The 13,284-nt window shown below is 63.9% G+C and carries 13 protein-coding genes; 10 read left to right on the top strand and 3 right to left on the bottom strand.

Translation table 11 applies throughout. The features are described from left to right. Nucleotides 1-49: 49 nt before the first annotated feature. The 3 genes from A6D6_RS12220 to A6D6_RS12210 are packed head-to-tail and all read right to left on the bottom strand — an operon-like array spanning nt 50 to nt 2,531. Complete coding sequence (locus tag A6D6_RS12220; protein ID WP_159660876.1) at nt 50-925, bottom strand: alpha/beta fold hydrolase; 876 nt, start codon at nt 923-925, stop codon at nt 50-52. Further along, the gene (locus tag A6D6_RS12215; RefSeq protein WP_133492518.1) at nt 922-1,191 is read right to left on the bottom strand and encodes an acylphosphatase; all 270 of its coding nucleotides are present in this window, start codon (nt 1,189-1,191) and stop codon (nt 922-924) included. The genes A6D6_RS12220 and A6D6_RS12215 overlap by 4 nt, the downstream gene beginning before the upstream one ends. A gap of 38 nt (nt 1,192-1,229) precedes the next feature. Beyond that, a complete protein-coding gene (locus A6D6_RS12210) occupies nt 1,230-2,531 on the bottom strand; it encodes a YihY family inner membrane protein (RefSeq protein WP_133492517.1) in 1,302 nt (433 codons plus the stop codon). 200 nt (nt 2,532-2,731) lie between these two features. On the opposite strand from A6D6_RS12210, the gene arsC reads away from it, so the two are divergent. From arsC to betT, 10 genes are all read left to right on the top strand, one after another. Next, the gene (gene arsC, locus A6D6_RS12205) at nt 2,732-3,088 is read left to right on the top strand and encodes an arsenate reductase (glutaredoxin) (protein ID WP_133492516.1); all 357 of its coding nucleotides are present in this window, start codon (nt 2,732-2,734) and stop codon (nt 3,086-3,088) included. Beyond that, on the top strand, nt 3,085-3,684 hold the full coding sequence (gene wrbA, locus A6D6_RS12200) for an NAD(P)H:quinone oxidoreductase (protein WP_014994221.1): 600 nt from the start codon (nt 3,085-3,087) through the stop codon (nt 3,682-3,684). The genes arsC and wrbA overlap by 4 nt, the downstream gene beginning before the upstream one ends. Beyond that, nucleotides 3,681-4,016, top strand: a complete 336-nt coding sequence (locus tag A6D6_RS12195) for a DUF2069 domain-containing protein (protein WP_133492515.1) — start codon at nt 3,681-3,683, stop codon at nt 4,014-4,016. The genes wrbA and A6D6_RS12195 overlap by 4 nt, the downstream gene beginning before the upstream one ends. Beyond that, nucleotides 4,006-4,683: an RDD family protein gene (locus A6D6_RS12190; protein ID WP_133492589.1), complete on the top strand. Its 678-nt coding sequence runs from the start codon at nt 4,006-4,008 to the stop codon at nt 4,681-4,683. Before A6D6_RS12195 ends, A6D6_RS12190 begins: the two co-directional genes overlap by 11 nt. Continuing rightward, complete coding sequence (locus tag A6D6_RS12185; protein WP_159660875.1) at nt 4,680-5,645, top strand: stage II sporulation protein M; 966 nt, start codon at nt 4,680-4,682, stop codon at nt 5,643-5,645. The genes A6D6_RS12190 and A6D6_RS12185 overlap by 4 nt, the downstream gene beginning before the upstream one ends. Next, complete coding sequence (locus A6D6_RS12180; protein ID WP_159660874.1) at nt 5,632-7,125, top strand: DUF4129 domain-containing protein; 1,494 nt, start codon at nt 5,632-5,634, stop codon at nt 7,123-7,125. Before A6D6_RS12185 ends, A6D6_RS12180 begins: the two co-directional genes overlap by 14 nt. Further along, complete coding sequence (locus tag A6D6_RS12175; RefSeq protein WP_159660873.1) at nt 7,122-8,486, top strand: DUF4350 domain-containing protein; 1,365 nt, start codon at nt 7,122-7,124, stop codon at nt 8,484-8,486. The genes A6D6_RS12180 and A6D6_RS12175 overlap by 4 nt, the downstream gene beginning before the upstream one ends. Continuing rightward, complete coding sequence (locus A6D6_RS12170) at nt 8,483-9,454, top strand: AAA family ATPase (RefSeq protein ID WP_133492511.1); 972 nt, start codon at nt 8,483-8,485, stop codon at nt 9,452-9,454. The genes A6D6_RS12175 and A6D6_RS12170 overlap by 4 nt, the downstream gene beginning before the upstream one ends. Further along, nucleotides 9,451-10,773, top strand: a complete 1,323-nt coding sequence (locus A6D6_RS12165) for a DUF58 domain-containing protein (RefSeq protein ID WP_159660872.1) — start codon at nt 9,451-9,453, stop codon at nt 10,771-10,773. The genes A6D6_RS12170 and A6D6_RS12165 overlap by 4 nt, the downstream gene beginning before the upstream one ends. A gap of 336 nt (nt 10,774-11,109) precedes the next feature. Beyond that, nucleotides 11,110-13,143, top strand: a complete 2,034-nt coding sequence (gene betT, locus A6D6_RS12160; protein ID WP_133492509.1) for a choline BCCT transporter BetT — start codon at nt 11,110-11,112, stop codon at nt 13,141-13,143. Nucleotides 13,144-13,284 lie beyond the last annotated feature (141 nt).

The raw sequence follows: 13,284 nt of genomic DNA, 5'->3' as shown, positions 1-13,284 counted from the left end.
CGTATGAACCGCACTTTTTTTTTCGCTATTAACTATTCACTATTCACTCCTAACTGCCTTCTTCTCTGCGAATGTGCTCCACCAAAAGCTCCGCCACGGCGTCCGGTTGTTGCAGGTGCAGGAAATGGCCGGCGTTCTCCACGGTATGAGCGTACAAGCCCTCGGGAAAATCGGCGGGGTATATGGTGTGGTCCAACAGGCGCGGGCTCATGCAGCCGTCGCTTTCGCCCAGTAGAACCTGAGTCGGTACCCGGGTTTCTCCCAGCAGTGTTTTGCTGGCCTGACGCAGGTCCCGCCGCCATAGCCGGGGCAAGTGCCGGTACCAGCCCAAGGCAGCGGCCAGGACGCCGGGCTGGGCCAGAGTGTGCTTGGCCTGTTCCAGATACCGTCCCCCTTCCCAGCCCGGCGACCAGCGCCGCCACAGCGTGGCGACACCGTCCAGATCGTTGCGGTTGAGCCAGGTCTCCGCCGCCAATGGCAGTTGGAAAAACGGAATATAGGCGCTCAAGCCCAACTGCTCCGGCACCCGCAACAGCGCCTGGGGCAAGCGCTTCAAAGGCGGGATCGCCAGCGCGGAAAAAGAGCTGAAGGTTTCCGGGTAACGGGCACAGGCCAGGTAGCCCAGCACCGCCCCCCAATCATGGCCGACCAGGTGCAGGCGTCCGCCCAACTGGTCGGTGAAGGCCATCAGATCCTCCAACGCGGCGGTCAGCGCATAGTCACCGCTGCCGGGCTGACAGGACGGCGCATAGCCGCGCAATGCCGGGGCCACGGCGGTATAACCGGCGCCTGCCAGCCGCTCCATGATATCCGCCCAGTTCTCATGGGTATCCGGAAAACCATGCAGCAACAATACCGGCTCGCCATCACCGGCCAGCAACGCCGGAAAACGCAGATCGCCGTTCACCAGTTCAACTCGTTTCACCGGGATACCTCGAAGTCCTCGTAGCCTTTCGGGCTGCGTTCGGTTTGCGTCACTTCAGTGACCCGCGCCCGGGTCGGGCCGCGGCGCATCCAGGCCAACAAGGCACTGACCGCTTCCTCGCTGCCCTCCAGCCAGGCTTCCACACCGCCATCGTCCAGATTGCGGACCCAGCCCACCACGCCGCGCTGGCGGGCTTCATCACAGGTGCTGGCACGAAAATACACGCCCTGAACACGGCCACGCACCACCACTTGACGGGCAATCATGATCCCTCATCCCTTCTTGCCAAGAGCCTGTTTACGATCTATTCACCGCCGTGCCGGTCACCAGCCCGCGGAGGGCCGTCGTCGGTTTCCGACAACTGGTTCTCGAACAGCGTTTCCAGAGCAAACGACAGTGGCGCGCGCATGCCCTCGCGCGCCTGATCGCATCGTGCCTTGAGCACCGCCTCCCAGGGTTCCAGCCCCTGGGCATTGACACTCAGTTGCTGTTCGCTGGTCCAGGGTAACATGGCGAGCAGCTCCGCCAGGGTCAACGAACGTAAATCCCCGCTCAACATATAACCGCCCTCGTCGGTGCGGCAAATCAAGCCGAGGTCATCGAGCAGATTACGGAATTCGTCCCAGTGCGTGACGCCGGCCTCCCGCAGCACACGCTGCACCTCGTTATCACGTAGCACTTCTCCGTTACGTTGTCGTGTCCACAGCACACACAGCAAGCGCAGCAACGATTGGGTGCGCGGCACCCGGCGACGAAACTCCTCGAACACCACCAGGCCACGCACCAGCTCGGCGCCGGCGAGAACGATGATCCAGGAGATATAAATCCATAACAAAAACACCGGCACCATGGCGAAGGCGCCGTAGATGACCTGATAGCTGGGCACCTGCCGGATAAAGAAAGCGAAGCCGCCCTTGGCCAGTTCGAACGCCAACGCCGCCAGCACCGCACCGAGCACGCCCTGGCGAATCGGCACCGAGGTGTTCGGCACCACGATGTACAGCAACGATAGCAAACCGGTGGTCATCACCACCGGCAAGGCGCGCAGCCAGAAACGGTCTCCCCCCAGATAAGCCACTGTGTCGGTGACCAGGGAAACGGAAGTGAGATAGGAACTGATACCCAGGCCCGCACCCAGCAGGATCGGGCCCAGAGACAACACCGCCCAGTACATCATCAGACTGGTCAGCCCCTTGCGCGGCTTGCCAATCCGCCAGATGCGATTCAACGACTGCTCGATGGTGCGCAACATCAACACCGAGGTCACCACCAGAAACAAGGCCCCCACCACGGTGAGATTGGTGGCCTGCCGCGAGAAGCCTTCCAGATGGCTGAGGATCTGATCTCCGGCGGACGGCACGAAATACTGGAACGCCCACTGACGAATCGCCAGCCCCCGTTCGTTGAGCGCCGGGATCGCCGATATCACGGTGAACATCACCGTCATCACCGGAACGATGGCGAACAAGGTGGTATAGGTGAGCGCCGCCGCCGATGACAGACAACCGTCCTCGACGAACTGGCGGCGCAGCAGGCGCAGGAACGACACCAGGGATTGCATGCGCACGCGAAAGGGAATCAGAGGTGTATCGTCCTGGTCCGTCATCGGTTTTCTATGTCCTGATAATTCGCTGGCAAGCCAGCTTCCCACGGAGGGGCCTCGAAGCCGCTGTGGGAAACTGGCTTGCCAGCGAATCGGTGGAATCTCCCACAAACACGGCTCACTGCCGTACAATCGGGGGCTTTCGCGCGCGCCGCCTGACACGGAGACGGCAGCGCCCATATATTCGCAAGGGGAGCGAGGCCATGGCCGACTACAGCATCTATCATAATCCGCGCTGTTCCAAATCCCGCCAGGCGCTGGCGCTGTTGGAAGAGAACGGTATCGAGCCGAACGTGATAAAGTATCTGGACAACCCGCCGGATGCCAATACCCTGCGCGATCTGGTCCGACAACTCGGATTGACCCGCGCCCATGATCTGGTGCGCGTCAAGGAAGCGGAATACGAAGAAGCGGGGCTGCATGCGGACGCCGACGACAACACCGTCATTGCCGCTCTGGTTCGCTACCCCAAGTTGCTGGAACGGCCGGTGGTGGTCCACGGCAAACGCGCGGTCATCGGACGGCCGCCGGAAAAAGTGATGGAGCTGATCGAATCGTGAGTGCTTATATCCTGGTTCTCTACTACAGCCGCACCGGCGCGGTGGCGGAGCTGGCGCGCCAGGTGGCGCGGGGCGTGGAGAGCAGCGGCATGGAAGCGTGTCTGCGCACCGTGCCGCCGGTGTCCGCCGATCACCAGGCCACGGCGCCGGCGGTACCGGACAGCGGCGCCCCCTATGTTACGCTTGACGACCTGCGCGGCTGCGCCGGGCTGGCACTGGGCTCACCCACCCGCTTCGGCAACATGGCGGCGCCGCTGAAGTATTTCATCGACCAGACCAGCGATCTGTGGATGTCCGGGGACCTGATCGGCAAACCCGCCGGCGTGTTCACCGCTTCCGCCAGTCAGCACGGCGGCCAGGAAAGTACCCTGTTATCAATGATGCTGCCGCTGTTTCACCACGGCATGGTACTGGCCGGCGTACCCTACAGCGAAGCGGCCCTGACCCGCACCCGCGACGGCGGCACCCCCTACGGCCCAAGCCATGTGGCCGGCATCGACAACCGCACCCAGCCCAGTGACGACGAGATCACGCTGGCGCGGGCGCTGGGCCACCGCCTTGGCGGACTCGCCCGGGCGCTGGAGCGGCGCCGATGATTCTGCTGCTACGGCTCACCTATGCCCTGCTGCTGTTGATCGGGCTGGCCAACCAGTTCTGGCTGGGACCGCCGGACGCGCCCTGGATGGCGGCGGTGATCATGGGAGTCGGCTTGTACCTGCCATTGCTGTTGATGATGCCGGCGGTGATCAGCGCCGATAAGCGCGGACTGACCTGGCTGTGTTTTCTGTTGCTGTTTTATTTTTGCGGCTACGTGGTACAGGTTCTGGACCCACCGCCAGTGCGCACCCTGGCCATCGTCAAGGTGAGCCTGACCACGGTGCTGTTCGTACTGTCCATGCAAGTGATCCGGGGTGGACGTGCTGATTGATGAACGTCTGCATATCGATACGCCGGAAGGCGCGCGGCTGACCTTGTCCCTGGCCGGGCCGCTGCCGCGCGGCATGGCCTACGGCATCGATTTGATGATCCGTGCCCTGATCCTGGTGATGGTGGCCACTCCCCTGATGTTATTGGGCCGTGGCGGCTCCGGTCTGTATTTGTTGCTGCTGTTCCTGCTGGAATGGTTCTATCCGGTGCTGTTCGAGGTATTCCGCCAGGGGCGCACGCCCGGTAAGGCCGTGATGGGCCTGGCGGTGGTGCACGGCAACGGTGCGCCGGTGGGTTTCAGCGGCTCGCTGGTGCGCAACCTGCTGCGCACCGCCGACCTGTTCCCTTTTGCCTACCTGACCGGCTTCATCGTCATGCTGGTGTCCTCCCGCCAGCAACGGCTGGGCGATCTCGCCGCCGATACCCTGGTGATTCACGTGCCCGCGCCGCAAGCCCGCCCGGCCCCCGGTGACGGTGGCGGCGAACCGCCGGATTGGCCGCTGAACCGGGACGACCAGTTGGTGCTGCTGGCCTTCCATGATCGCGGCCAGCGGCTGTCCGAGGAGCGCCAGCGGGAACTGGCCCGGCTGGCTTACCCGGAACTCGCCGACGAGGCCGCCCTGGCGCGCTTGCGCCGGGTAGTCAATCACGTGCTGGGGGCGGCATGAGACAAAGTCAGTTCGAACAGCGCTATCAGCCCCAGTGGCATCGCCTTGAGCAGGGCCTGACCGCACTGGAGAAAAAGCAGCGCCCCAAGAAGGTGGATTTGGCGCGCTTCACCGGTGATTACCAGGACCTTTGCCATCAGTTGGCGCTGTCGCGGGAACGGGGCTACAGCCTGGTGCTGCAGGACTACCTGAACGACCTGATGCTGCGCGCCCATCGCCAACTCTACCGCCACCGGGCGCCGCTGATGCCGGGGCTGGCGGCGTTCCTGCGCGGCGGTTTCCCGAGAGCGGTGCGCGCCATGTGGCGCTGGCATCTGATCAGTGCCCTCGCCTTCGTGCTGTCCGCCGCGGTGGTGGCGGCCATGATCCTGCATGACCCCGAGCTGGTGCACACGGTGGTGGACGGCAACGGCATCAGCGATCTGGAAAACATGTACCATCCGGATCTGCGTGACAGCAGCGACCGCAACCGGGCCGACGATCTGATGATGTTCGGCTACTACATCTACAACAACATCGGCATCGCCTTCCGCACCTTCGCCGGCGGGCTGCTGTTCGGCATCGGCGCCCTGGTGGTGATGCTGTTCAACGGCAGTTTCCTCGGCGCCGCCGCCGCCCATCTGACACTGGTGGGCGCTGGCCAGCCGTTCTATACCTTCGTCATTGCCCATGGGGCCCCGGAGTTGACCGCCATCGTGCTGGCCGGCGGCGCCGGGCTGCGCCTGGGCTGGTCGCTGGTGGCGCCGGGCTCCTGGCGACGGGTGGACGCCTTGCGCCGGGCGGCGCGGGAAACACTTCCGGTCATGTACGGCGTGTTCCTGCTGCTGGTACTGGCGGCGATGATCGAGGCGTTCTGGTCCTCACGGGAGCTGGATGCCCAGATCAAATACACCGTCGGCGGCATCAGTTGGGCCCTGCTCTATTTCTATTTGCTGTTCGCGGGGCGTCATGGATCTGAATAACCTGTGCGCCCGTCTGGCCCCCCGTTCCCCCTGGCAGGCCATGGATCTGGGCACCCGTTTCTACCGCCGCTGGTGGCGCCAGGTCACCCTGGTATGGCTGTTGTTCACGGCCCTGCCCTACGCCCTGCTTTGCGCCCTGGCCATCAGTCTGGAAAGTCTCTGGCCGATAGTGGTGTTCTGGTGGTTGAAGCCACTGTGGGAAAGACCACTGCTGGCGTTCTTCAGCCATGCCTTGTTCGGTGATTACCCCAACGCCTGGGCCCTGCTCAAACGCGTTCCCGGCTATGGCCTGAACGGCCTGGCGGGGCAGCTGACCTGGCGCCGGCTGAGCCCGTTCCGGGGCCTGCTGACCGGCATCTGGCAGTTGGAAGGATGCCGTGGCGCCCAGGCCTCGGCCCGCATCCAGGTGCTGTTGCGTCCGCCGGGACAGCGGGCCGGCACGCTCATGGGTTTGATGGTGGCGCTTGAGCAGGTGCTGCTGACCGGCTTGCTGGTGCTGGCACTGACGCTGGTGCCCTGGGACTTCAATATGGAGTTCAGCGTCTGGTTCAGCGAGCAGAGTGATCTGCACCTGAGCCTGGCGGCGCTGGCCTGGTATCTGACGCTGACCATCACCGAGCCGCTCTACGTGGCGGCCGCCTTTTCGCTCTACCTCAACCAGCGCACCTGGCTGGAAGGCTGGGATCTGCAACTGGGGTTGGACCGTATTGGCCAACGGCGCCGCGCGCTCGGCGTCACCACCCTGGCGTTACTGGTGATGCTCACCCTGGTGCCGCATCCGGCACCCGTAATGGCGGCCGAACCGGAAAACCCCAAACAAGCGGCCACCGAACTGCTCGCCGACGAACGGTTCATGCCAATGGAAATCCGCGAGGAGCGCCAACTGCGCCCATCCTTGCGCGGCGATGACAAGGACAGCCTCTGGAACCGCCTGCTCGATGGGTTGTTCAACAACGACAACGCGGATCGCAACCGTGCCGGCGATGACTGGCAAATGCCGGATCAACTGGTCACGGTCCTCTCCACTCTGGTGCTGGTGGCCCTGATCGTGTTCCTGCTGCTGGCCCTGTTCCGCAACCACGGCGCCCTGAAAGGCGGCCGCTCCAGGTCCCTGGAGATGCCGGTGAGCGTGGCGGGCCTGGATACCCGCGCCGAGTCCCTGCCGGACGATCTGGGTAACGAGGTGGAACAGGCGCTGGCCGGTGACGATGTGCGCGCGGCGCTGGCGTTGCTGTTGCGCCATGCTCTGGTGACCCTGTTTCAGAGCCACCCCACCCGGCTCACCCCCGGCGCCACCGAGCGGGATTGTCTGAACGCCTATCGCCGCCAGCTCGGTGATGACGCCAGGGTCACCTATCTGGAAGAGCTGGTGCGGCAATGGACACGCGTTGCCTGGGCCCACCAGCCGGTGACACCGGATCAGGCGCGCCAGTTGCTGCTGCGCTGGCAACAGCTGAACAGCGCGGAGGTGGCACCATGAAGCGCCGCTGGCCCTACCTTGTTCTGGTGCTGTTGGTGGCCCTGGTGGCGGGCTACTTCTGGGCCACGGTACCGGTGCAATACGCCGCGCCGGCCTCACCGGACGCCGGCGTGCGCAACAACCCGTATCTCGCCGCGCAGCAGCTGCTGGACCGCTGGGGACGGCCCAGCCGCCGCATCTTCAGTACCCGGGCGTTGTTTCCATTGCCGGACACCGATACCACCCTGATCCTCGACGGCGACCGTGGCTCCCTGGGCTATGAACGGCAGTTGGATCTGCTCAACTGGGTTCACGACGGCGGCAATCTGATTATCGCCGGCCGCTACCAGCCGCCCTTGGACGCCTGGTTCGACGAGGCGGACGAGGCTGAAGAGGCTGAAGAGGCTGAAGAGGCGGAAAGTGAGCAGCACGAAGCCGAACAGGGACAGCAGCGCGACCCCGACCCACTGCTGTCCCTGTTCGGGGTGACGGTCGAGGCGCTTCCCCTCGAGGACACTGAAGACGACCCGCTGGTGCAGCTGTTCGACCGTTTCCGGCCGATGGAAGACTGGTTTTTGGAGTATTGCCTCAGCGGCGACGCCTCCGAGGAACGGCTGCATCAATGCGAGGTGCTTACCTGCGAGGCACCAGGGCACTGGCAACCACCGGCGGTGACCCACAACCTCGGAGACCACCCCCGGCGGTTGCAAAGTGAGACGCCGAGCCGTCTCCTGTACACCCCCTTGCCGGAGGACACCGCTACCGGCGGGCCGGATCAGTGGCTGGCGGCCTCGGCCAGCAACGACACCGGCGAAACCCTGCTGCGCTTCCGGGCGGGCGCCGGCACCGTCACCGTGCTGACCGAACTGGGGCTGTGGGACAACCAGCACCTGCACCACTTCGATCACGCCCGTCTGCTGGCGGATCTGACCGCCCCGGGGCCGGTGTGGTTCGTGCGGGGAATCGATATCCCACCGCTGCCGATCTGGTTATGGGAGCGATTCTGGCCCCCCATTCTGGCGCTGATACTGGCACTGGCGCTCTGGTTATGGCGGCGACTGCCGCGACGCGGCCCGTTGTGGCGCGATCCCGCCTGGCAGCACACCGATTACCTCGGCCACTTACGAGCGATTGGCCATTTCCATTGGCGCACCGGCCAGAGTGACCGGTTGCTGGCCTCCCTGCGTCAGCAGATTCAACGTCGCATCGCCCTGCAACACGCGGACCCGGCCCGGGCCCTGGCGCTCGCCGCCAAACGTCTGGACATCCCCGAACACACGCTTTCCCAAGCCCTGGAGCAAACCCCCACCGACCGCGCTCAGTGCGTGGCCATGGTGGCGCTGTTGCAACAGGTCAGGCAGAGGATCAGGAGTCAACCATGAAGACCGCCGAAACCCTGGAACAGGCCACCACCCTGGCCGCCGAGATCGAGGCCCAGCTCAACCGGGTGCTGATCGGGCAACCCGAAGTCACCCGCCAGGTGCTGATCGCCCTGATCACCGGCGGGCACGTGCTGATCGAAGGCGTGCCGGGGCTGGGAAAAACGCTGCTGGCGCGGAGCCTGGCGCGGGTGCTCAAGCTCGATTTCCAGCGCATCCAGTTCACCCCGGATCTGATGCCCACCGACGTCACCGGCCACGCTATCTATGACGCCGGCAACGCCACCTTCCATATCCGCAAGGGACCGGCCTTCACCAATCTGCTGCTGGCGGACGAGATCAACCGGGCGCCGGCCAAGACCCAGGCAGCCTTGCTGGAGGTGATGCAGGAGCGGCAGATCACCATCGAGGGCGAAAGCTTCAGTCTGGCGCCGCCGTTCGTGGTCATGGCCACCCAGAACCCGCTGGACCAGGAGGGGACCTACCCGTTGCCGGAGGCGGAGCTGGACCGTTTTCTGTTCAAGATCCTGATCGGCTATCCGGAACAGGACGACGAGGCCCGGATGCTGCGCATGGTGCTGGACGGCACCCTGGCGGACAGTCTCGACAACGCCGGGCTCAGTGCCGTCACCGACAGCGCCGGCGTGCTTTCCTTGAGCCACTGGGCGGAGCAGGTGCTGCTGGACGACGCCATCCTCGATTACCTGCTGCGCCTGGCCCGCGCCACCCGCGATCACCCGGCCCTGGTCCAGGGCGCGAGCCCGAGGGCCAGCATCGCCCTGGCCCGGGCGGCGAAGAGCTATGCCCTGCTGGACGGCCGCGATTTTGTCATTCCCGATGACATCAAGGCGGTGGCGCCGCCGGTGCTGCGCCACCGTCTGCGCCTGGGCGTGGACGCGGAACTGGAGGGCCAGACCGTGGAGACCGTGCTGGCCCATTTGCTGGAGCAAGTGGAGGCCCCGCGTCAATGAGACCCGGGTCACGACTGCTGTTGCTGCTGCTGGGTTGGGCGGCGCTGGGCCTGCTACCGGTACTGGCGGCGGCCTTCGCCCCTGGATGGCGCGACAGTGCCTTGCTGGGCTGGGTGCTGGCCGGGCTGGCGCTGGCCTTATGGGCGACGCTGGACGCCCTGCGCCTGAGTGCACGGCCGGCCCCTGCCGCCGAGCGCTCGCTGCCCGCCGCCCTGTCGGTAGGGGTGCCGCAGACCATCACCCTGCGCCTGAGCGGCGGCAAACCCGGCGAGGTCTGGAGTCTGGCCGATCATCACCCCGATGACGACAGCCACACCGGTCTGCCCCGGGAAGTGACCCTGGCGGCGGACATCACCGAGGTCCGCTACCGCTACCGCCCCTCCCGGCGCGGCCCGGTGGCGTTCGGCGACATCGAAGTGTGGCTGCCGTCCCCGGCGCGTCTGTGGCAAGGCCGCCGCCGGGTGGCCGCCGCCCGCACCGTGCCGGTGTATCCGGACTTCTCACCGATCGCCCGGGCGGCCCTGGCGGTGGACAAAAGCCAGTTGCGTTTCGGCAATCGCCAGCAGCCACGCCGCGGCCAGGGACTGGAGTTCCACGAGCTGCGGGAATATCAGCCCGGCGACAGCCCGCGCCGCATCGACTGGAAAGCCAGCGCCCGCCGCCGTCACCTGATCACCCGTCACTATCAGGATGAACAGAACCAGAGCCTGTGGGTGCTGTTGGACGCCGGGCGGCGGATGAAGCTGCCAGTAGGTGATCTGACCCTGTTCGACCACGGGCTCAACGCCACCTTGTTGCTGGCCTGGTCGGCGCTTCGTCAAGGCGACCGGGTGGGCAGCCTGTTGTTCTCCCGGGACACCCCGCGCTGGCTGTCACCGGTGCACGGCCCCGATGGCATTCAAACCCTGCTGAAAGGCTTTTATGATGTTCATCCCCAGGAACACGCCAGTGATTTCAGCCAGGCCGCCCGCTACTTCCATGGCCGCTGGCAACGCCGCTCCCTGGTGGTGCTGGTCAGCCGGCTGCACCCGGAGGACACCGACGATCTGCTTGCCGCGGTGACGCTGCTGAGTCGACGCCATCTGGTGATGGTGGCGGACATCCGTCCGCCGGAGCAGGAAGCATTGCACCAGGCGCCGGTCCAGGACCTGGACGATGCCCTGCGGCTGGCGGCGGACGCTCAGGAACAGGAACAGCGGAGAGCCCTGCATGTGCGCCTGCGCCGCGCCGGCGCCAATATCGTCGCCGCCACCCCGGAGCACCTCGCCGAACGCCTTGGGCAGACCTATCTGGCTTTGAAACGGGCGGGGAGACTGTGAAAAGCAGTTAATAAGGAACAATGAATAGTGAATAGTTTCGCGTGGCAGATCCTTCCACGCAGATAGTACAGAGGCCGCGTCCAAAGCCTTGCGCGACATTATCGTCATCAAGAAAACAAGCCGCTTCTCGGCTGCGGCCAGACGTTATCGATACTCAATCGTCCCCCGGCTACGCAATGTTTTTGATTTTCGCTGTTAACTATTCACTGTTCCCTATTAACTGCCTTCATTCGACGCTCCCACCTCAAATTGTTACCCTGTTCCAGGGTACGAACTATTTTTCTGATTGTTAAGAAAAAATCGCAGTACTGATTTTCTCCAGGATAAGGAACCTGCATGGACTCCAATCCCACTGAAGAGGTTTCCTCGAACCTCAAAATTAATCCGCCGGTTTTTATCACCTCCGTCGTCATTATTGTCGGTCTGGTGCTGTTTTCGGTTTTATTCAAAAAACCCGCCGCTGAATTCTTCGGTGATCTCAAGACAGGTGTTACCCAATACGCCAGTTGGTTTTACATTCTCACCGTTGCAATTATTCTCGCGTTGGTGGTGTTTTTAATCGTCAGCCGCTACGGCGATATCAAGCTCGGGCCGGATCATTCCGAGCCGGACTACAGTTACGCGTCCTGGTTCGCCATGCTGTTTTCCGCCGGCATGGGTATCGGCCTGATGTTCTATGGCGTGGCCGAGCCGGTGTTGCATTACATGTCGCCACCAATGGCCGAACCCGGCACCATCGATGCCGCCAAGGAGGCCATGCGCATCACCTTCTTCCATTGGGGGTTGCATGCCTGGTCCATCTACGCCGTGGTGGCGATGATCCTCGGTTACTTCAGCTTCCGTCACGGTTTGCCTCTGACACTACGATCCGCGCTATACCCCCTGATCGGCAAACGCATTTACGGGTTCTGGGGGCACCTGGTGGACATCTTCGCGGTGGTCGGGACGGTGTTCGGCGTGGCGACGTCTCTCGGCCTTGGCGTGGAACAGGTCAACGCCGGCCTCCACTACTTGTTTGATCTGCCCGACACCGAGAACATGAGGGTGGTGCTGATCATCTCCATCACCGCGCTGGCCACCTTATCGGTGGTCACCGGCCTGGATGCCGGGATACGCCGGCTCTCGGAACTGAATCTGGCGCTCGCCTTCCTGCTGTTGATGTTCGTGCTCTGTCTGGGCCCGACCCTGTTCCTGCTGAAAACCTACGTGCAGAACCTGGGTTCCTATCTGTCCACTCTGGTGGATATGACCTTCAACCTCTACGCCTACCAGCCCGTGGCCGAGGACGGTGGCGGACCGCAAGGCTGGATCAGTGGCTGGACCCTGTTCTACTGGGGCTGGTGGATTTCCTGGTCGCCGTTCGTCGGTATGTTCATCGCCCGTATCTCGCGCGGCCGCACCATTCGCGAATTCGCGCTCGGCGTGATGCTGGTCCCCGCCGCCTTCACCCTGTTCTGGATGACCGTGTTCGGCGATACCGCCATCAATATGATTCTCACCGGCGTCTACGAGAACCTGGGCGCCCAGGTGAAAGCGGACGAAGCGGTGGCGTTGTTCCACTTCCTGGAACAGTTCCCCTGGTCCGGCCTGGTGTCCTCCATCGCCACTCTGATGGTGGTGGTGTTCTTTGTTACCTCTTCCGATTCCGGTTCCATGGTCGTCGACATGCTCGCCTCCGGCGGACACGACGACACACCGGTATGGCAGCGGGTGTTCTGGGCCAGTTCCGAGGGGATCGTGGCCATCGCGCTAATGCTCGCCGGCGGCCTCGGCGCGCTACAGTCCGCCACCATTGCTCTGGCGCTTCCGTTCTCGGTAGTGCTGCTGGTGGCCTGTGTCGGCCTGCTGCGGTCACTCAAGGTGGAAGGCATTCGCAAGCTCAGCTTCCAGGCCTCGCTGGCACCGCCGCCCGCCGTGCACATGGGCCACAGCACCCCCACCGGAGGCTGGAAGGCGCGTCTGCGCGGCGTGGTCAGCTTCCCGGACAAGGCACGCGTGATGCAGTACGTGGCGGAGGTCGCGGCTCCGGCCTTGCAGTCAGTGGCCGACGAGTTGCGTGGCCATGGTCTCAAGGTCGAGGTCAGCGAGAGCGACGAAGGGGATCGGGTTTATCTGACCGTGGACCTGGGGCAGGAAATGGACTTTGTCTACGGTGTGCGGGTACGCGGCTATACCCGGCCGTCCATCAGCATGCGTCAGTTGGAGCACTCCAAACGCAAGGCGGAAAGCGATCGCTACTATCGCGCCGACGTGTTCCTCAGTGAAGGTGGTCAGGATTACGATCTGATGGGCTTTACCCGTGAGCAGGTGATCGGCGACGTGCTCGATCAGTATGAGAAACACATGCACTTCCTGCACATGATGCGGTGAGGTGGTGGGCGGGCCTTCGGGCCCGCTTTTCCATCACGGAAACATCACGCTCCATGAACGTGGAGACATGAAATCACGCCATTCGCTGCCAAGGCAGCTTCCCACAGCGGCTCCGTAGCCCTTTCCGTGGGAAGCTGCCTT

The sequence above is a fragment of the Alcanivorax xiamenensis genome, from assembly GCF_009846745.1.
Lineage (GTDB): Bacteria > Pseudomonadota > Gammaproteobacteria > Pseudomonadales > Alcanivoracaceae > Alloalcanivorax > Alloalcanivorax xiamenensis.
The sequence above is the reverse complement of the archived record's forward strand: the minus strand, read 5'-3'. Positions and strand labels throughout refer to the sequence as shown.